The sequence below is a fragment of the Roseomonas sp. OT10 genome (assembly GCF_020991085.1).
In the GTDB taxonomy this organism is placed as follows: Bacteria; Pseudomonadota; Alphaproteobacteria; order Acetobacterales; family Acetobacteraceae; genus Roseomonas; species Roseomonas cutis.
This window is the reverse complement of sequence record NZ_CP087719.1, coordinates 5,156,092-5,174,796: the sequence shown is the minus strand read 5'-3', so window position 1 is coordinate 5,174,796 and position 18,705 is coordinate 5,156,092. Positions and strand designations below refer to the sequence as shown.

18 protein-coding genes are annotated in these 18,705 nt (G+C 72.0%); 8 read left to right on the top strand and 10 right to left on the bottom strand.

All coding sequences use genetic code 11. The annotated features are described in order from the left end of the window. Positions 1-52: 52 nt before the first annotated feature. The 4 genes from LPC08_RS23585 to LPC08_RS23570 are packed head-to-tail and all read left to right on the top strand — an operon-like array spanning position 53 to position 4,210. Positions 53-1,351 carry an extracellular solute-binding protein gene (locus tag LPC08_RS23585; RefSeq protein WP_230450653.1) on the top strand — a complete coding sequence of 433 codons (1,299 nt, stop codon included), beginning with the start codon at positions 53-55 and terminating at the stop codon, positions 1,349-1,351. A 39-nt stretch (positions 1,352-1,390) separates the two neighbouring features. Continuing rightward, positions 1,391-2,359 carry a carbohydrate ABC transporter permease gene (locus LPC08_RS23580; protein ID WP_230450652.1) on the top strand — a complete coding sequence of 323 codons (969 nt, stop codon included), beginning with the start codon at positions 1,391-1,393 and terminating at the stop codon, positions 2,357-2,359. Then, complete coding sequence (locus LPC08_RS23575; RefSeq protein WP_230450651.1) at positions 2,352-3,185, top strand: carbohydrate ABC transporter permease; 834 nt, start codon at positions 2,352-2,354, stop codon at positions 3,183-3,185. Before LPC08_RS23580 ends, LPC08_RS23575 begins: the two co-directional genes overlap by 8 nt. 44 nt (positions 3,186-3,229) lie before the next feature. Then, positions 3,230-4,210, top strand: a complete 981-nt coding sequence (locus tag LPC08_RS23570) for a polysaccharide pyruvyl transferase family protein (RefSeq protein WP_230450650.1) — start codon at positions 3,230-3,232, stop codon at positions 4,208-4,210. Between the two features lie 15 nt (positions 4,211-4,225). On the opposite strand, the gene LPC08_RS23565 is transcribed toward LPC08_RS23570, so the two are convergent. Further along, complete coding sequence (locus tag LPC08_RS23565; protein ID WP_230450649.1) at positions 4,226-5,107, bottom strand: glycosyltransferase family 2 protein; 882 nt, start codon at positions 5,105-5,107, stop codon at positions 4,226-4,228. A 95-nt stretch (positions 5,108-5,202) separates the two neighbouring features. Here LPC08_RS23565 and LPC08_RS23560 point away from each other — a divergent pair, with 95 nt between their 5' ends. The 3 genes from LPC08_RS23560 to LPC08_RS23550 all read left to right on the top strand — a co-directional run bounded on the left by LPC08_RS23560 (position 5,203) and on the right by LPC08_RS23550 (position 7,052). Continuing rightward, positions 5,203-5,769, top strand: a complete 567-nt coding sequence (locus tag LPC08_RS23560) for a cytochrome b (RefSeq protein ID WP_230450648.1) — start codon at positions 5,203-5,205, stop codon at positions 5,767-5,769. Positions 5,770-5,968: 199 nt separating this feature from the next. After that, positions 5,969-6,322, top strand: a complete 354-nt coding sequence (locus LPC08_RS23555) for a CidA/LrgA family protein (protein WP_230450647.1) — start codon at positions 5,969-5,971, stop codon at positions 6,320-6,322. 4 nt (positions 6,323-6,326) lie between these two features. Continuing rightward, positions 6,327-7,052, top strand: a complete 726-nt coding sequence (locus tag LPC08_RS23550; RefSeq protein WP_230450646.1) for an LrgB family protein — start codon at positions 6,327-6,329, stop codon at positions 7,050-7,052. A gap of 210 nt (positions 7,053-7,262) precedes the next feature. On the opposite strand, the gene LPC08_RS23545 is transcribed toward LPC08_RS23550, so the two are convergent. From LPC08_RS23545 to LPC08_RS26335, 8 genes are all read right to left on the bottom strand, one after another. After that, positions 7,263-8,513 carry an aminotransferase class III-fold pyridoxal phosphate-dependent enzyme gene (locus LPC08_RS23545; protein WP_230450645.1) on the bottom strand — a complete coding sequence of 417 codons (1,251 nt, stop codon included), beginning with the start codon at positions 8,511-8,513 and terminating at the stop codon, positions 7,263-7,265. A gap of 46 nt (positions 8,514-8,559) precedes the next feature. Then, positions 8,560-10,074, bottom strand: a complete 1,515-nt coding sequence (locus tag LPC08_RS23540) for a M81 family metallopeptidase (protein WP_230450644.1) — start codon at positions 10,072-10,074, stop codon at positions 8,560-8,562. Further along, the gene (locus tag LPC08_RS23535) at positions 10,071-11,648 is read right to left on the bottom strand and encodes a dipeptide ABC transporter ATP-binding protein (protein ID WP_230450643.1); all 1,578 of its coding nucleotides are present in this window, start codon (positions 11,646-11,648) and stop codon (positions 10,071-10,073) included. The genes LPC08_RS23540 and LPC08_RS23535 overlap by 4 nt, the downstream gene beginning before the upstream one ends. Further along, on the bottom strand, positions 11,645-12,463 hold the full coding sequence (locus tag LPC08_RS23530; RefSeq protein ID WP_230450642.1) for an ABC transporter permease: 819 nt from the start codon (positions 12,461-12,463) through the stop codon (positions 11,645-11,647). Before LPC08_RS23530 ends, LPC08_RS23535 begins: the two co-directional genes overlap by 4 nt. Further along, positions 12,463-13,440, bottom strand: a complete 978-nt coding sequence (locus tag LPC08_RS23525; protein WP_230450641.1) for an ABC transporter permease — start codon at positions 13,438-13,440, stop codon at positions 12,463-12,465. Before LPC08_RS23525 ends, LPC08_RS23530 begins: the two co-directional genes overlap by 1 nt. Positions 13,441-13,464: 24 nt before the next feature. Next, the gene (locus LPC08_RS23520; RefSeq protein ID WP_230450640.1) at positions 13,465-15,078 is read right to left on the bottom strand and encodes an ABC transporter substrate-binding protein; all 1,614 of its coding nucleotides are present in this window, start codon (positions 15,076-15,078) and stop codon (positions 13,465-13,467) included. Positions 15,079-15,196: 118 nt separating this feature from the next. After that, positions 15,197-16,069, bottom strand: a complete 873-nt coding sequence (locus LPC08_RS23515; RefSeq protein WP_230450639.1) for a LysR substrate-binding domain-containing protein — start codon at positions 16,067-16,069, stop codon at positions 15,197-15,199. Positions 16,070-16,258: 189 nt separating this feature from the next. Next, positions 16,259-16,927, bottom strand: coding sequence for a LysR substrate-binding domain-containing protein (locus tag LPC08_RS26335; protein ID WP_370643364.1), 669 nt, complete (start codon positions 16,925-16,927; stop codon positions 16,259-16,261). A gap of 263 nt (positions 16,928-17,190) precedes the next feature. Between LPC08_RS26335 and LPC08_RS23505 the strand changes: the two genes are divergently transcribed. Then, positions 17,191-17,532, top strand: coding sequence for a nuclear transport factor 2 family protein (locus LPC08_RS23505; RefSeq protein WP_230450637.1), 342 nt, complete (start codon positions 17,191-17,193; stop codon positions 17,530-17,532). A gap of 109 nt (positions 17,533-17,641) precedes the next feature. Here LPC08_RS23505 and LPC08_RS23500 read toward each other — a convergent pair whose 3' ends face one another. Then, complete coding sequence (locus LPC08_RS23500; RefSeq protein WP_230450636.1) at positions 17,642-18,571, bottom strand: alpha/beta hydrolase family protein; 930 nt, start codon at positions 18,569-18,571, stop codon at positions 17,642-17,644. Positions 18,572-18,705 lie beyond the last annotated feature (134 nt).

The following is an 18,705-nucleotide window of genomic DNA, read 5'->3' as shown; positions in this document are numbered from 1 at the left end:
GGGAGTGCCGGCAGAGCCGAACAGGGCCGCCGGAAGGTGGGAGGACAGGGTGATGATGGGAACCAGGCGGGATGTCCTGGCCGGCGGCGCCGGCCTGCTCGCGGCGGCATCGGGGCTGGCGCGCCCGGCGCTCGCACAGGCGCCACGCCGCGTGGTGATCATGAGCCACGCGGTGCACCAGCGCGTCGTGACGGGCGCCAAGGGCGGCGATTCCACCGCCGCCTGGCGCCAGGCGAATGGCGGGCGGGAGATCGAGTGGCTGACCTTCGGCGTGGAGGCGGTGCACGAGCGCCTCTACCGCGAGGCGGCGCTGGCCCAGGGCCAGGTGGATGTCGGCTTCCTGCTGGAACGCTACGGCGGCCCGCACATCGCGCCCCTGTTCGAGGACCTGCGCCCCTACATGGAGGCGGAGCCGATCGAGGCGATCGACGAGATCTCGCCCTCGATGATCGCGGCGCACACCTACCAGGGCCGCTGGATCGGCGTGCCCTTCCGGCACGCGACGCACGGGCTGTTCTACAACAAGGCGCTGCTGGAGGAGCGCGGCGTCGCCAAGGTGCCGGAGAGTTTCGAGGAGGTGATCCAGGCCGCCGAGCGCCTGACCTTCACGCGCCCGGACGGGACGCGGGTGGCGGGCTATGCCACCTCGATGGACGACCCTTCGGGGATCATGGACATCATCCGCGCCCATGGCGGCGACTTCATCACGGGCGACTACAAGTTCGTCGCCGACCAGCCGGCCGCCCTCCAGGCGATCACCCTGCTGCGGGACTGGTACAAGCGCGGCGTGCTGCCGCGGAACATGATGACCTTCAAGACGGAGGAGGTCATCACCGCCATGCAGCAGGGCCGCGCGGCGCTAACCAACCAGCCCTATGGCCGCTTCGAGAACTACAACGACCCGCGCCAGAGCAAGTACCCCGGCCAGATCGCGGTGACGCCGATCCCGATGCTGGCCGCGGCCGCGGGGAAGCCGGGCGCGCTGGTGCCGGCCAAGACCTCCGTCTGGGCCATGGGAATCCCGCGCAACGCGCCGGACAAGAAGCTCTCCTGGTCGCTGATCCGCACCATCTCCTCGCGCGACAACACCATCCGCGCCGCGGTCAACGGCAACGGGCCGGTGCGCATGTCCGCCTATGACGACCCGCGCGTGCGGGAGCTCGCGCCCTATTCGGATGCGGAGCGCCGCGTGCTGCCCATCGCGAAGCTGGTGGTGCCGGGCTTCGACCAGGTCGGGCGGGCGATGGATATCTTCATGGAGGAGGTGCAGAAGGCCATGCTCGGCGCCTCGGAGCCTGCCGCCGCGATGCGCTCCGCCAAGGCGCGCATCGAGCCGCTGCTGCCGGCCTGACGCAGGCATGACCGGCCGTCCGCGATGCGGGGTCGCAGCATGACCCCGCCCTCCGGGGTGGAGGCGGCGGAAGCCCTGCCGGCCGTCGCCCTCGCCCGTCCCGCCCCGGCGCGCGCCAGGCGCCGGCGCGGCGCCGCCTCCGGCCGCCCCGGCGCGGCGCAGTACGCGCTGCTCGCCCCGGCGCAGCTTCTGCTGCTCGGGCTGATCCTGCTGCCGGCGATCTATGTGGGCTGGATGAGCCTGCACAGCGCCTCCTTCGCCGGGGACTGGACCTTCGTCGGGCTCGCCAACTTCCGCGCGCTGCTGGCCGACGGCGTGTTCTGGCATGCCGCCTGGAACACCTTCTGGGTGGTCAATGCCGTCGTCTATGGCGAGATGCTGCTGGGCCTCGGCCTCGCCCTGCTGCTCTCCGGCTGGATGCCCTGCCGCCGCCTGCTGATCGCCCTGCTGATCGCGCCCTATGCGATCAACGAGGTCTCGGCGGTGGTGATGTGGCGCTTCGTGCTGGAGCCCGACATCGGCATGGTGAGCTGGACGATGGCGAGCCTGGGCCTCGGCCAGCTCGACTGGTCGGCCGATCCCTTCGACGCGCTGACGCTGGCGGCGATCCTCAGCATCTGGATCCACACCCCCTTCACCTTCCTGATCCTCTACGCCGCGCTCCAGGCGGTGCCGCGCGACCAGATGGAGGCGGCGACGGTGGACGGGGCGGGCGCCTGGCAGTGCTTCTGGCACGTCCGGCTGCCCTTCATCCTGCCCTCGCTGCTGGTGGCGCTGCTGTTCCGCTACATCACGGCGATGCGCATCTTCTCCGAGGTCTGGCTGCTGACCGAGGGCGGGCCGGCGCGGATGACGGAGGTGCTGGCGGTCTACCTCTACCGCGCCGCCTTCCGCTACCACGAGTTCGGCCTCGCCTCGGCCACCGGGCTCGCGATGCTGATCCTCTCCCTCGCGGTCGCGATGCCCTACCTGTACCAGGCCTGGCAGAGGATGTTCCGCCATGCGTGAGCCGCGCTGGCCCGGCAAGCTGCTGCGCCTGCTTGGCGCGGGGGTGGCGGTGGTCTGGTCGGTCTTCCCGATCGCGATGGTGGTCGCCGCCTCCTTCAAGCCGCCGCGCGACATCTTCGCCATCCCGCCCAGTCTGGTCTTCGCGCCCACCTTCGAGAACTACGCGCGGCTGTGGGAGACCTGGCCCGCCTTCTTCGGCAACATGCTGAACAGCCTGATCGTCACGCTGGGCGCCACGGCGCTGACGGTGGTGGCCTCCACCTGCGCCGGCTACGTCTATTCGCGCTATTCGGGGCGGCTGCTGACCGGCTCGGCCTTCTTCATGGTGGTGGTGCGGATGCTGCCGCCGATCGTCGTGACGCTGCCGCTCTTCCCGCTCTTCTCCTGGCTGCGTCTGAGCGACACGCACCTCGTGCTGATCCTGCTCTACGCCGCCTTCTTCGTCAGCCTCGGCACCTGGATCATGCGCGCCTTCATCGACCAGGTGCCGCGCGAGCTGGAGGAGGCGGCGCTGGTGGACGGCGCCACCCTTGTGCAGATTCTGCGCCGGGTGGTCTTCCCGCTGGTGCTGAACGGCGCCATCGCCGCCTCGCTCTTCGTGATGGTCTATGCCTGGAACGAGTACATCTTCGCCCTCGTCTTCACCACGCGCGACGCCCGCACCTCGCCCCTCGTCATCGGCGAGATGCTGAGCACGGTGGAAGGGGTGGACTGGGGCATCCTCTTCGCCGCCGCCACGCTGCAGCTCGCGCCCGTGCTGCTGGGGGTGGTCGCGGCGCAGCGCTACGTCATCGCGGGACTCACGGCGGGGGCGGTGAAGGGGTAGGCCGGGCTTGCGCGCCGACGCCCCGGATGGCACCCCGGCAGGCCATGCGGACGGCCTTCATCGGCGCCTACGGCTTCGGCAACCTCGGCGACGAGCTGTGCCTGATCGAGGCCATGCGGGAATTCCCGGCGGCGGAGGCCTTCGCCTTCTCGGTGCAGCCGGCGTGGACGCACCGCTGCGTCCCCGGCCTCGCCGGCACCTTCCGGAACGGGCCGGAGATGCGGGCCCTGGCACCGGCGCGGGTGGTCTATGGCGGCGGCGGCATCGGCACCCGGGCGGATGTCGAGACCTTCTTCCCCTGGATGGCCGAGGCCCTGGCCGCCGGTGCCGAGCTGCACGTCCATAATATCGGCGTCGCCCGCATCCCCCCCGGCCCCGGCTGGCCCGCGCCGGTGGTGCGCGAGGTGCTGGAGGGCCTCGCCTCCTTCACGGTGCGCGACCACCGCTCGGTGGACATGGTCGCCGAATGGGGGCTCGAGGTGCTGCCTGGCGTCACCCGCTACCCCGAGCGCGCCATCGCCCCCGATTTCGGCCTGGCCGATGCGCTGCTCCCCGGGGACCGGCCGCTGCTCGGCCTGTCCATCATCGACACCCCGCTGATGCGCCGCTGCCTCGAGCACGATGCGGCGGTCGTGGAGGCCCTGCTGGCCCGCTTCCCCGGCCACGCCGTCCTGCCCGTCTGCTCCACCCTGCATGTCGATTCGGCCGAGGAGGATGACGGCAGCGGCTTCCGCCGCTTCGCCGCCCGCTTCCTGGCGGGCCGGGAGATCCTCTGCCCGCAGTTGGCCGAGCGCCCCTTCTGGGCGGCCGAGGTCACGCCGCGCCGGCTCAAGGGCCTGATCGCCCGCCTGGACACGCTGATCTCCCAGCGCAAGCACAACTGCCTGCACGGCCTCGGGGCGGGCACCCGCACCATCGGCCTCTCGCCGATGCGCGACGACAGCCTCCGCCGCGTCTTCGTCACCCTGGCCAACCAGCTTCCCGCCGGCTCCGGCTGCATCGGCCTGGAGGATCCGCCGCCGTGACGGCGGGGCCCCGGGTCAGTACACCCGGTCCGGCGGGCAGATCGCCGCGCGCAGCTCCGCCTCGGTCGGGGCACGCAGGATGGTGATCCTGGCGCCCTCGGCCGGGAGGGGGGCGATCAGCCCCATCCGGGCGAAGGCATGCAGCCATCCATCCATCGGCCAGAGCCCGTGCCGCGCGCGGAAGCGCTGGGCATTGGCCAGGATGTCGGCGAAGTGCTGCAGCGGCGGGTCGCGGACCGTGTGGTGCTGGTGGAAGGCGCGGGTGTCGCCGGTGAGGAGCAGCGGCACCCCGGCGGCACGGGCGCGGAAGGACAGGTCGGTGTCCTCGGCGCCGTAGCCGGTGAAGGACTCGTCGAAGCCGCCGATCCGCTCGAAGGTGGCGCGGCGCACGGCGAAGGCCAGGGACCAGAACAACCCGGCATTCGCCTCCTCCCGCCGGCCCGAGGCGGGGAAGGGCCGGTCGCGATGAGGCCGGCCGGCGGCCAGCAGCGCGGCCTCCGGCGGCAGGGGCGCGTCCTCCTCCGGCGGCAGGGCGGCGGCGGGCAGGTAGCGGATCTCGCAGCAGACCAGCGCATCCTCGGCCTGGGCCGCGGCCGCCAGCGCCTCCACCAGGTTCGCGGCGGGGATGCAGTCCACGTCCAGGAAGACCAGCAGCGGCGTGCCCGCCAGCCGGGCGGCGGCGTTGCGCGCGGCGGCGAGCGGCAGGCCGGGCGAGGGCATGCGGTGGTGCGTGACGGGGAAGGGACAGGGCGGCAGGGCCGGCGGCGCCTCGCCCATGTCCACCACCACGGCGCGGTCCGGGCGCCGCGTGCCGCGCGCCAGCCCGGCCAGGAGGCGGCGGAGATGCCGCTCGCGTCCTTTCACCGGGGTGAGGACGCTGACCGACGGCCTGTCCATTCACCCTCCCCGGATCGCGGCGGAACCGCATATCAGGGGCGGGGCCGGCCGGCGAGAGGCCGCGGCGCGGCCGGGGTGCGCGAGGAGGAAGGGCGATGGTGTCAGCGGGCGCTCCCGGGGCGGCCCCACGCTACTCGGGGGTGGCGCAGCTGCTGCACTGGGTCAGCACGGCGGTGCTGTTCCTGCTGCTGCCCTTCGTCTGGGTGGCGGAGAACTTCCCGGAAGGGCCGGTGCGGGTCTTCTGGTACCTGCTGCACGAATCCTGCGGCATCTCCCTGTTCCTCCTGGTGGTCGCGCGGATCGCCTGGCGCCTCTCCCACCCGCCGCCGCCCGGGCCGGCCGGCGAGGGGCCGGTGCTGCGGGCGCTGGCCTGGGGCACCCACTGGGGGCTGTACCTCGTGCTGCTGGCCATGCCGGTCACCGGCTACCTGATGGCGGGGAACGGCCAGCCCGTGCCCTTCTTCCGCCTGTTCGACCTGCCCGGCCTGCCGCGCAACGACGTGCTGGGGGTCATCGGCAACCGGATCCACGTCGCCCTGCAGTTCGCGGTCTATGGCCTGGTGATCCTGCACATCCTGGGCACGGCCTGGCATGTCGCGGTGCGCCGCGACGGGCTGCTGGACCGCATGCTGCCGCTGCAGGACAGGGCGCCACGGGGCTGACCCCCCCGGGGGGCGGCTGCCCAGGGGATCGGTGCCCACGGGATCGGAGCAACGGGGCCGGCGTCTCCGCCGGCGGCCGGCGCATCGTCGCCGGGCGGCGCGGCCCCGGCCTGGGCCGCCGCGCCAGGATCGCGGCCTCTTCCCCGCTGCCGCCGGCCGGCTACAGGAAGGGAGCCGGGACCTGCAAGGAGAGCGCGACATGATCGGAGCCATCACGGGCCTTCTGGCCTGCCAGCTCGCGGGCGAGATCCTGGGGCGGCTGCTGCATTTGCCGGTACCGGGGCCGGTGATCGGCATGGTGCTGCTCTTCGCCTGGCTGCTGCTGCGCCACGGCGAGGAGCGGCCCCCGCCCCAGGCGCTGGGCCAGGTGGCGGATGCGCTGCTGGGCAACCTCGGCCTGCTCTTCATCCCGGCCGGGGTCGGCGTGGTGCTCTACCTGCCGCTGCTGGCCCGGGAATGGGCGCCGATCAGCCTGGCCATCCTGGCGGGGACGCTGCTGGCGATCGCCGTCACCGGGCGGCTCGCCCAGGCCCTGCTGCGCCGGCTGGGCTGACGCCGTGGGCGGCGAGCTGACCGAGATCTGGGTCTATCTGGCGCGGGAGCCGCTGGCGGCGCTGACGGTGACCCTTGCCGCCTGGCTCGGCGCGCTTCGGCTGCAACGGCGGCTGGGGCGCCATCCGCTGGCCAATCCCGTGCTCTTCGCCGTGGCCCTGCTGGCCGGCGGGCTGCTGCTGGGCGGGGTGGAGTACCGGGCCTATTTCCAGGGCGCGCAGTTCGTCCACTTCCTGCTGGGCCCGGCCACCGTCGCCCTGGCGGTGCCGCTGCACCGGCAGTGGAGCGCCGTGCGCAGTTCCTTCCCGGCGGCGGTGCTGGCGGTCTGCGGCGGCGGGCTCTTCGCCTCGGCCGCGGGGATCGGCATCGCCCTCGCCCTGGGCGCCTCGCCGGAGGTCACCGCCTCGCTCGCGCCGCGCTCGGTGACGACGCCGGTGGCCATGGGCATCTCCGAGCGGCTGGGCGGGCTGCCGGCCCTGACGGCGACGGTGGTGATCCTCTCCGGCATCGTCGGTGCCGCCCTGGGGCCGCTGGTGCTCGACCTCGCCGGGGTGAAGGACTGGCGCGCCCGCGGGCTGGCCATCGGCACCGCCTCGCACGGGATCGGCACGGCACGCGCCCTGTCGGTGAACATCGTCGCAGGGGCCTTCAGCGGCCTGGCGATGGGGCTGAACGCCCTCGCCAGCGCCCTGCTGCTGCCGCTGCTGTGGCGGCTGTTCGCGGGCCCCTAGGGGCTGCCGCGGGCCTGCTCCAGGGCGTCGGGGGTTGGACGCCTGGGGACAGCCAGCAGATGCTGGCCAGCAGGCCGCCGTGCCTGTGCCGCGCCTTCGGGTTCGACCCTGCCGGAGCCGATCCCGCAAGGCCGGATGCAGGCCCCGCCCCGCCGCGTCCGGCGCCATCCACGCGCGCGCCACCGGCCGAGGGGCGACGGCGTGCCTCCGTCAGTTCAGCATCTGCGGCACGTCGCCGATGCGCCTGGCGCAGACGCGGAACGCTTCATCCAGCCGGTCGAGGGCCTCGCCCGGATGCGTGGCGGAGAGGTAGTGGCGGCCGAAGGGCACGGCCATGGAGACCACGCCTTCCCGGCGCAGCGCGTCGTGCATCAGCCGGTTGAAGCCGTGGTCGATGCGGGCCAGGGCGTCCGCGTAGGTTCCGGGCGGCTCGCTGCCGCGCCACAGGGTGAAGACGTTGCCGTACCCGCTGGTGCAGACCGGCAGGCCCGCCGCGGCGAACTCCGCCTCGATCCCCTGGCGCAGCCGGTCCCCGTCGCGCAGCAGCGCCGCGTAGTCCATCCCGCGCAGCAGGGCCATCGTCGCGCAGACCGCCGCACAGGCGACGGGATTGCCGCTGTAGGTGCCCGCCCGCGGGACGCGCCCTTCCGTCAGCGGCGCCATCGCCGCCTCGGTTCCCAGCACCGCCGCGACGGCGAAGCCGCTGCCGATCGCCTTGCCGACGGTCGCCAGGTCCGGCGTCACCCCCAGCAGCGGGCTGGTCAGCCCCGCCTGCAGCCGGAAGCCCATCAGCACCTCGTCGGCAATCACCATCGCGCCGCTGGACCGCGCCAGGGCCGCCAGGGCCGCCAGGTAGCCCGGGGCCGGCGGGATGCAGCCGGCATTGGCCAGGACCGGCTCAATCACGAGCGCGGCGATGTCGCCGTTCTCCTCGAACAACCGCCGGGCGTCGTCGAGGTCGTTGAAGCGCAGCAGCACGGTGCGCTGGCGCTGCGGCCGGGCATTGGCCTGCATCAGCGCCTCCGGGCTGCCGGCATTGCCGAAGGCCACCTCGTCGTACCAGCCGTCGTAGCCGGCGGCGAACTTGGCGATGGTGCCGCGCCCCGTCGCCGCGCGCGCGACGCGGCAGGCGAGGTGGACGGCCTCGCTGCCGGTGTTGGTGAAGACCGCGCGATCCAGCGGCCCGGTCTGCGCGGTCAGGGCCGCGGCGGCGGCCTCCTCCAGCGCGTGCGGGAAGGCCGGCATCGGCCCGCGGTCGATGGCCTCGCGCACCGCCGCGCAGACGGCGGGCGGGGCATGGCCCAGCACGGTGGCACCGAACCCCAGCGCGGTGTCGACGTAACGGCGGCCGGCGCCATCCCAGACCCAGGGCCCCTCGGAGCGGGAGACGAGGAAGCCTTCGCCGTCCAACTCCGGCAGGCCGCGTGCGCCGCTGGAGATGCCGCCGACCAGATGTGCCATGAAACCGTCTCCAAGCCGCCGCGGCGGGCCCCCTCAGGGCCTGCCGTCAGAGCGGGTCGATGGGAAAGAGTGGCCGCCCGCGCCGGTGCCGCAGGAATCCGACCGCGCGCGCGGAGAGGCCGGGCGTCGCCGCGACCAGGCAGCGGCATTCCGACGCGAAGGACAGGCGGAAGTGGTTGCCGGACTTGGCCACGAGGAAATCGAGATCGGCGAGCAACAGCCCCGCCTCGGTGGCCAGGGCAGGGTCGGTGGCCGAGGGCGCCCGGCTGGTGGCGAGCAGGCGCAGCGCGCCGTGCCGCAGCACCGCGCTGGGGCCATGATCGTTGACCACGCCGGTCATGTAGGCGCCGGTATTGGCGAAGCGCCCCGCGGTCAGCCGCTCCACCACCACCGGGAGGCGCCAGGGCTCCAACCCGGGGGTGATGCCGCCCCCCAGGGCCAGCTCCAGCCAGGCCCCGACCCCCGCTGCCTGCGCGGCCCCCACGGCCGCCGGATCGTAGACCGGGGCGAGACCGCGCAGGCCGGGGTGATGCTCTGCGGCGAAGCGGGCCAGGGCCAGGGAATCGCCTGGCGTGCCGGCCAGGACGCTGTCGCCCTCGTCCCCGATGGCGGCCGGGCGGCCGGGGGATTCGGCGATGGCGGCGAAGACCTCCGCCATGGCCGGCGAGGCCCCCGCGAACTCCCCCCGCGCGGCCCAGAAGGCGGCGGCGATCTCCTCCGCCACCGCCTCCGCCAGCCCGCCATCCTCGGCATAGGCCAGCACCACCTGCCCCATGCCCGGCAGGTCCAGGAAGGGGTGGACGTTGAACAGGGAGAGGTCGAGGAAGCGCGGGTCCCGGCAGCCGGGCAGCGTCTCCTGCAAGCCGCGCAGCCGCCGCATCGGCGGCATGCTCGTCTCGTCGTTCGACAGCGCCAGGAAGGGCAGGGAGCGGCGCGCCGCCAGCGGCCGCAGCCCCTCGGCCAGCATGGCCATCAGGACGGAGGCGGCGCGCTCGCCCGTCTCCACCATGTCGGCATGCGGATGGGTGCGGTAGCCGGTCAGGAAGCTGGCCGCCGCCACCATGGTCGCGGTGACGTGCCCGTGCAGGTCCAGCACCGCGACGATGGGCGTGTCCGGACCGAGTGCGGCGCGCAGCCGGGCGAGCAGCGTGCCCTCCACGTCGTCCAGCTCCGGGACGGCCCCTGTGGCAGCGGCCATCGAGCCGTGCAGCTCCAGGCAGACGCCGTCCGGCGCGGCGGCGACGATCCCCGACACCATCCGGTCGAGCAGCTCCGCCATCCAGCCCGGCTCGATCGGCCCGCCCGGCCGCGCCTTGGCCGCCAGCACCGGCACCGCCGACGCGCCCAGCGCCCCGAGCCGCGCCAGGATGCCGCCCAGCGGCGTGGCCGAGCCGGCATAGGCGGCGATCATCGCCTCGCCCACCTCCACCTGGAAGTCCTCGCGCGTCGTGGGCAGCGGGTTGAAGGAATTGGTCTCCTGCCACAGCCGCCCGACGGCAATGCGCGGGGCGGGGCCGGCCGGCGGCGCGGGCGGCCGCCGGGTCAGCGCATCCGATCTCATGCCGCTGCCCTGCCGGGGATCGAGGCCAGCAGCCTGCGCGTGTAGGCATCCCGCGGACGGCGCATCACCTCCCCCGTCCAGCCGTATTCCACCACCTTCCCCTCCCGCATGATCGCCAACCGGTCGCAGAGCTCCGCCGCGACGCGCAGGTCGTGGGTGATGAAGACCATGGTCAGCCCCAGCTCCGCCTGGATGCCGCGCAGGAGCTCCAGGATCTGGCGCTGCACGGAGACGTCGAGCGCCGAGACGGGTTCGTCCGCCACCAGCACGGCGGGGCGCACCGCCAGCGCCCGGGCGATGGCGATGCGCTGCCGCTGGCCCCCCGAGAATTCGTGCGGGAAGCGCCGCGCCGCGTCCTCGGGCAGGCCGACCCGGTGCAGCATGGCCAGCGCCTCCTCCCGCGCGACGGCAGCGGGAATGCCGGCGGCGAGCGGCGCCTCGACGAGGATGTCCAGCACCCGCCGCCGCGGGTTCAGCGAGGCATAGGGGTCCTGGAACACCATCTGCACCTGCCGGTACAGGCCGCGCCGGGCGCCCCGCGCCAGCGCATCCGTGCCGCCGATCCGCAGCGTGCCCGCCTCGGGCAGCACCAGCCCGACCAGCAGCTTCGCCAGGGTGGACTTGCCGGAGCCGGACTCCCCGATCACCCCCAGAGTCTCGCCGCGCTGCACCGTCAGCGAGACGTCGCCCAGCGCGACCAGCGCCTGGCGCGGCGCCAGCAGCCCCGCGCGGTGGTGGTAGGTCTTGCGCGCTCCCGCCAGTTCGATCGCCGGTATAGCATCCAGCGCCCGGCGCGGCCGCGGCTCCCCGCGCGGCACCGCGGCCAGCAGGGCCCGGGTGTAGTCGGCCCGTGGTGCGCCGAGCACCTCGGCGGCCGGCCCCTGCTCCACCACCTCGCCGGCGCGCAGAACCACCACCCGGTCGGCAATCTCGCCCACCACCCCGAAATCATGGGTGACGAAGAGCAGGCCACTGCCCTGCTCGCGCCGGATGTCGCGCAGCAGGTCGAGAATCTGGGACTGGGTGGTGACATCCAGCGCCGTGGTCGGCTCGTCGGCGATGACGAGGCGCGGACGCAGCGCCACGGCCATGGCGATCATCACCCGCTGGCGCTGCCCGCCCGAGAGGCGGTGCGGGTAGCCCCGGGCGATCCGCTCCGGGTCGCGGAAGCCGACGCGCCGCAGCAGCTCCGCGATCCGCGCGGCATCGGCGGCGACGCCGTGGGTGGCGAAGACCTCGCGGATCTGCTCGCCCACCCGCATCACCGGGTTCAGGGCGGAAAGGGGCTCCTGGAAGACCATCCCCGCCTCGCGGCCACGCAGCCCCTCCAGCGCCGTCTCCCCCAGCGCCGTGACCTCCTGGCCGTTCAGCCGGATCGTGCCGCCGGACACGCGGATCGGCTCCGGCAGCAGCCCCATCGTGGCCAGCGAGAGCAGCGACTTGCCGGAGCCGGACTCCCCGACCAGGCAGACGGTCTCGCCCGGGGCGACGGCGAAGGAGACGTCGCGGACCAGCGCCCGGCCGCCGAGGGAGAGGGAGAGGTCGCGCACCTCCAGCACGGGCGGCCCGCTCATGCCCGCACCACCGAGCGGCGCGGGTCGAGGTGGTGGGCCAGCCCGTCGCTGAGCAGGTTCACCCCCAGCACCAGCAGCAGGATGCCGCAGCCGGGAAAGACGCTCATCCACCAGGCGAAGCGGATCACCGAACGCGCGGCGCCGATCATGTAGCCCCAGGACATCAGCCGGGGATCGCCCAGCCCCATGAAGCTCAGCGCGCTCTCGGTCAGGATGGCATTGGCGACGATGACGCTGGCCACCACCAGCACCGGCGGCAGCAGGTGCGGGACGAGGTCGACCAGCAGCACCTTCCACAGCGGCTTGCCGCTGAGCCGCGCGGCGAGGACGAACTCCCGCTCGCGCAGCGACAGGGTCTGGGTCCGGACCACCCGCGCCACCTGGGGCCAGGAGACCAGGGCGATGGCGGTGACGATCGAGCCGAGGGACGGGCGGAAGAGCGAGACCAGCAGGATCGACAGGATGAAGCCCGGAACCGTCTGGAAGAATTCCGTCACCCCCGTCAGCACCGTGTCCACGGCGCCGCGGAAGAAGCCGGCGAGCAGCCCGACCACCCCGCCCAGCAGCACGGCCCCGGCCGCCGCCACGGCGCCGACCAGCAGCGAGACGCGCGCGCCCTGCAGCACCCCGGCCAGGATGTCGCGCCCCAGCAGGTCCGTGCCGAGCGGCGCCCCTTCGGACAGGGGCGGGGCGAAGGGCATCGGTCCGCTGGCCCAGGGGTCCACCGGGTAGAGCACCGGGCCCAGCAGCGCCATGGCCAGCACCAGGGCGAGGCAGAGCAGGCCCAGCAGCAGGGCGGGGGAGGCCCGGCGCATCAGGCACCCCCGCCGATGCGCGGGTCGGCCAGGGCGGCGACCAGATCGGTGAGCGCGTTGAACGCCACGACGAGGACCGAGGAGAGCAGCAGGATGCCCATCAGCACCGGGTAGTCGCGCTGCAGCAGGGAGTCGAAGGCCAGCCGGCCCATGCCCGGCCAGGCGAAGACCGTCTCCACCACCACCGAGCCGCCGATGAGCTGCCCCGCCTGCAGCCCGGCCAGCGCGATCACCGGCAGGATGGCGTTGGGCGCGACGTGGCGGCGCACCACCCGGGCCCGCGGCACGCCCTTGGCACGGGCGGTGCGGACATGGTCCAGATGCTGCACCTCCAGCGCCGAGGCGCGCATCACCCGAGCGTAGACGGCCATGTAGAACAGCGCCAGGGTGGCCACTGGCAGCACCGCGTGGCGCAGCACGTCCAGCGCGGCCAGCAGGGCGGAGTCCGGCGCATCCGTCTCGCGCATTCCGAAGGCGGGCAGCCAGCCCAGCGTCACGGAGAAGAGCAGCACTGCCAGCAGCGCGATCCAGAAGACGGGCGCGGCATTGAACAGGGCGGTGCCGGCGGTGAAGACGGCGACGCGCGGCCCGCCGCGCCGCTGCGCCGCATGAAGCCCCCAGGCAATGCCGCCGCCGAGCGCCAGCAGGAAGGCGGGCACGGTGAGGAGCAGCGTGGCCGGCAGCGCACCCAGGATGAGGTCGAGCACGGGGACGCGCTGGCGGTAGCTCATCCCCAGGTCGAGCCGCGCGATGCTGGCGAGGTAATGCCAGAGCTGGACCGCCAGCGGCTGGTCCAGCCCGAACTCGCGGCGAAGCTGGGCGACGAACTGCGCGTCCGCGGCACCGGATTCGCCCGCCAGCACGCTGACGGGGTCGCCCGGCGCCAGATGCACCAGGGTGAAGTTCAGCACCGCGACACCCGCGACCACCAGGATCAGGCGAAGCAACTGCCAGGAGAGGAACCGCAGGACGGGCACGCGGGCGACGGGGCCTGGCCCGGTTCAGCGCAGGTGGACGGCGTCGAAGCTCTCGTTCACGCCGATCGCGGTGGTGATCACGTCCGCGAAGCGCTTGTTCAGCACCGTCGGGAAGCGCACCTGCAGCAGCCAGCCGACCGGCACGTCCTGGACCAGCAGCTTCTGGGCGTCGGAATAGAGCTTCGCGCGCTCGCCCTGGTCGACGGTCACGGCGGCCTTCTCGAACAGCGCATCGACCTGCGGGTTGGAATAGCCCTCGGTGTTGGTGAAGGGGATGCCCTTGCGGATGTTGCTGCTGACGTAGCTGCGGGCCACGCCGATCGCCGGATCGGCGAACTGGCCGACCACGTTGATCGTCATGTCGTAGTCCCAGTTGCCCAGGCGCTGCGCCCAGGCGCCGGCATCCACCGCCTCCAGCGTCAGCCGGATGCCGACCTTGCCCAGGGATTCACGGATGTATTCCGCCATCCGGGTCCAGACCTCGCCATAGGGCAGCGGCATCATGCGCAGGCTGACCCGCACCCCGTCCGCGCCGGGCTTCAGCCCCATCTCGTCCAGCAGGGCGCGTGCCTTCGCCGGGTCGAAGGGGTAGCGCGCAGTGTCCTTCTCGTAGAAGCGCGTCGCCTGGTTCAGCGGGCCGGTGGCGGGGATGGCGTTGCCGAACCAGATGCGCTGGGCCAGGAAGTCGCGGTCGATGGCATGCAGCACCGCCTGGCGGAAGCGGCGGTCGTCCATCGGCTTCACCCGGTTGTTCATCTCCAGCCAGGAGAGGTGGCCGAGGAACTCGTAGCCCTTGTTCGTCACCTCCAGGTTGGGAAGGCGCGACAGCATCGGCGTGTGGACCGGATCGATGTCGTAGTTGGAGGCGACGTCGATCTGCCCGTTCTCCAGCGCCGCGAGGCGGGAGGCGGCGTCGGGCAGGATGCGGAACACCACCTCGTCCAGATAGGGCCTGCCCGGCTTCCAGTAGTGCTCGTTGCGGGCGAGGCGCACCAGCTCCCCCCGGCGCCACTCCACGAAGCGGAAGGGCCCCGTGCCGATGGGGGTCGCATTGGCGGGGTTGTTGCGGAAATCCGTCCCGGCATAGAGGTGCTTCGGGATCATCGGCATGGTGGTGACGTCGAAGAACCAGAGGAAGGCAGGCACCGGCTCGCCCAGCGTGATCACCACCGTCTGCGCGTCGGGCGTGGCGTATTCCTTGATGCGGCTGGTCAGGCCGCGGGCGCGCGGGTTGGTTTCCGACAGGAAGTCCCGCATCGAGAACACCACATCCTCGGCGGTGAAGGGCTTCCCGTCATGCCAGGTCACGCCCTCCTGCAACCGGAAGGTGTAGCGCAGCCCGTCCGGCGAGACCTCCCAGCTCTTCGCCAGGCTCGGCTGCGGCGTCAGGTCGTGCGCATAGGTCAGCAGCGCGTCGTAGATCTTCCCCCCCACGAGCTGCACCGGCCCCTGGCCGCTGAGGCCCAGCATCAGCGTCGGCGGCTCGGGGCTCAGCGCCACCGTGATGCGGCCGCCCCGCTTCGGCTGCGCCTGGGCGCGCAGCGGGCCGCTCCAGGCCGGCGCCAGCGCCGCGGCCAGGCCGGCGGTGCCGAGCAGGCGGCGCGTGAGGCCCGGAGTATTGCGCGCAGAGGTCGTCATGGGCCGAAGATCCGCTGTCCGTTGGGGGCGGGCGGATTGGAGCGACCAGGGGCCCCGACGGTCAATCGCCCACCGGGCGGCGGGGGATGAAAAGATTTGGGGCGGGCTTGACGGAAATTTATTCCGCTGCCGCAGGCATCTGGGTGGCGCCGAACTCCCGCCGGAGAAATGCGGCGAGCCGGCGCACCGCCAGCCGGGGCGAGCGGGCATGCAGCAGACCCAGGGGCAGCTCCGGCAATTCGGGCAGCCCGTGCTCCGGTCCCAGGCGGCGCCAGCCCCGGGGCACCGCCGGCTCCGGCAGGACGGTCAGCAGCTTGCCGGAGACCACGGCGATCTCGATGCCGGCCAGGTGCGAGGAGGAATGGACCAGCCGCCAGTCCCGTCCGGCCTGGCGGAGCAGCGCGAAGACGCCCGGCCTGGCCGGACATTCCTCGGAGAACAACGCGAGGGGCAGAACCCGCTGCGCTTCCGGCACCGCGTCCGGCGCGGTGCACCAGACCTGCCGCTCATGGCGGAGGAACTCGCCCTGGGGGCGGTCCGTGCTCTGGGTGATCAGCGCCAGATCCAGCTCCTGGCTGCCGACCATGCGTTCCAGGTGCCGGGAGAAGTGGCATTGCAGGTCGATGTAGACGTTCGGATGCGCCGGGCTGAAGCGCTGCACCAGCGCGGCGCCGAACCAGGAGACGTAGTCGTCCGGCATGCCCAGGCGCACCCGGCTCTCCCGGCGGTCGCCCATCAGGTCGGCCAGCGCCTCCGCCTCCAGCGCCTGCATCTTGCGCGCATGCAGGAGGAGGCGCTCTCCGGCCGCCGTCAGCGCGATGTTGCGGTGGCCGCGCAGGAACAGGCGATGGCCCAGCCGCTCCTCCAGCCGCGAAACCGCGATGCTGATGGCCGAGGGCGTCTTGTGCATCTGCGCGGCAGCCGCGGTGAAGCTGCCGAAATCCACGACCGCCGTGAAGGCGGCCAGCGCCTCGGTGTCCAGATGCCGCATGGCGCATCCTATCGCGCCGGCCGGAGCCGGCTCAAGCCGCTCCCCCACAGGCGATGGGGACAAGCCTGCGGGCCCCCGGGCAAGAACCGACCGGGGAGGCCCGGGTGGTTGCGGGCGCCTTCCCAGAAGGACAGGAGTAGGGCTCCACCCCATCGCCCGGGTTCGCGACCATGCGCGCAAGCTCGGACTTCATGCGCGCGGTCGGCAGCCACCTTGTCGCCGGCGAACAGGTTGCTTCCAGCAAAGGGATTGGCGGCGTTGTTTTTGGGGGCACCTTGCGCTACATCCTGGCCTGTGCCGGTGCCCTGGCGAGATGCAATCGTGCCGGTCGAGATTGGCGGGCGTCGAAGGTGCGCCGGCATTCGCCAGATAATCGGGGGAAGCACACAGCAGCACCTGAACTTCGCCGACCTGGACTGTCTTGAAGGTCGAATCGGAGAGGGGGGCGAGACGCACCGCCAGATCCACTTCCTCGCCGGTCAGATCGAACAGATGATTGGCCATCAGCATCCTGGCCTCGATGTGAGGATGCTCCCGAAGAAATTCCCCGAGGATCGGCACGACCTTCATGCGGCCGAACAACTTCCGAGCGGTCAGGACGATCTGACCCTTGAGCGTTCTGGCAGCAGGGTCAGGCTCGATCTCGCGAAGCCTGGCCAGGACATCACTCCATACAGAGACATACCGCTGGCCCGATGGCGTCAGGCTGAGCCGGCGTGTCGACCGGAGCAAAAGGATATCGCCGGCCTGCCGCTCAAGCAGCGATACGGCCCCCGTGACGGCTGCCGGCCATTGACCGTGGCGTCTCGCCGCAGCAGCGAGAGAACCTTCGTCCACGGCAGAGACAAACAGCGCCATCGCATCCAGCCCGTCCATCGTTTCAGTATCTGCTTTCAGGACCATCAACCGCCGCTGCTGGCGGAATGGGGACGGCACGATCCCGCGTTCGTTCCCTCAGGCGGCGAGGCCCATCGGAAGGATCTGCCCGACGCCGAAATCCACCTGATCGACGCGGGACACTTTGCCCTTGAAACCCCTGCTGCGGAGTTTGCCGACCATATCGTGGACTTTCTCGCACGGAAGCAGGCGGTCAACGGAACTGTCTGCGCCGGCAAACAGCCATGAAGCCGGTGGATGAATTCATCAGCGCTGACGACCTTCGATACAGTGAGCAAGCCCGCGGCCTGGTGCGCATCGGCAGGGAGGCCATGGCGCGAGCCGGTGACGGATCCCTCGATCGCTATGTCCCGCGCGACTGCACCCTGCATGGCACAGTGGTGGGTTCGGCCATGCCAAACGGAAAACCGATGCGGCGCGAGCTGATGAACCTGCTCCGATACGACAGCCGCGGCCGTCTGGCGGAGGAGTGGGTCCAGTACGGCGACCTTACATTCCTCACGCCGTCGAACGTGGAACCGAATGTCCCGCCCCTAGCGAAAACATGCTGCGCATGCCATCGTTGAGACATCTCCTCTCGCGATGCTCGACAGTGCCAGGGCGCGGGCCGCGCTGCCCCGCGCGCCATTGATCCGGCACGCAGACGCGCCAGGGCTGCGGCGCGGCTCAGCTCCTTCACTTGGTGTCGATCCGGCCTTCCGAGGCGACATCCGAGCTCACTGTCCGCCACTCGGCATCACCCAACCCCAGTACGTGCCGAAGGTAGGCGGTCGTGACCCGTTGCACGGCGGCGATGCGCAGCGGACTCTCATCGGTCGTCTCTTTCGCCTCGTAGTTCGCGACCCCGCCGAGCGAGTGTTCGCCGCCGAACACCGTGAACAACGCCTTGCGCCCAGGGCTGAGGTCGTAGGCCTCGCGCCACCAATCAGGTCCGCGCGTCGTCATCGCGCCATGGTCCGCGTCACCCGCGACGATGAGGGCAGGCGTGTCCATCCGGGCAAAGCTGGGGTTCATGAACGGGAACCGCGTCGCGGCGAACTCACTGAGGTTCCTGCCGCCGGTACCCGGCACGGCGAGCAGGACCCCCGCCTTCACGCGATCGTCGGCGATGCCGACCGTCGTCCCGTCGCGCGGATCGGGATGCGTGGCACCAAGCAGCATACTGGCCGTCTGTGCGCCCCAGGAGTGCCCGGCGACCGCGATCCGATCCCGGTCCAGCCTGCCGTGAATCGCAGGGATCTGATCCGCGATCGCGTCAAGCTCATCAAGGATCCGCACCAGATCCTGCTCGCGGTGGTGCCATAGGTCGGGCCGCCGCGGGTCATCCTGTGGCAGGGCGAGCATGCGGGAATCAAGATGGGTCGGGCTGATGACGGCAAAGCCTTGGGCGGCCCAGTAATGGACGATGGGCCCGTAGGCGTGATGCGACTGACCGTTGCCGTGGGAGAAAATGAGAACCGGCAGCCGGTCGCCGTCGACCGGTGCCGACACACGCAATTGGATATCCTCGCCACGTTGCGGCGCCGTCAGCCTGACCGGGGCGATCGACACGACCTGCGCGAGATCCATCGCCGTTGATCTGGCAACCGGTGCCTGGTCGGCCATCGTACCCTCCTCGTTGGCCCACACACGGGGCGACCGGACGGCCGGCCATTACCGGAGCATTGCTCCGATTGTGGCACTATATGGAGCACTGCTCCGCTTAATCAAGCGCTGTGAAGGCTGCTCGGCGCCGCCTG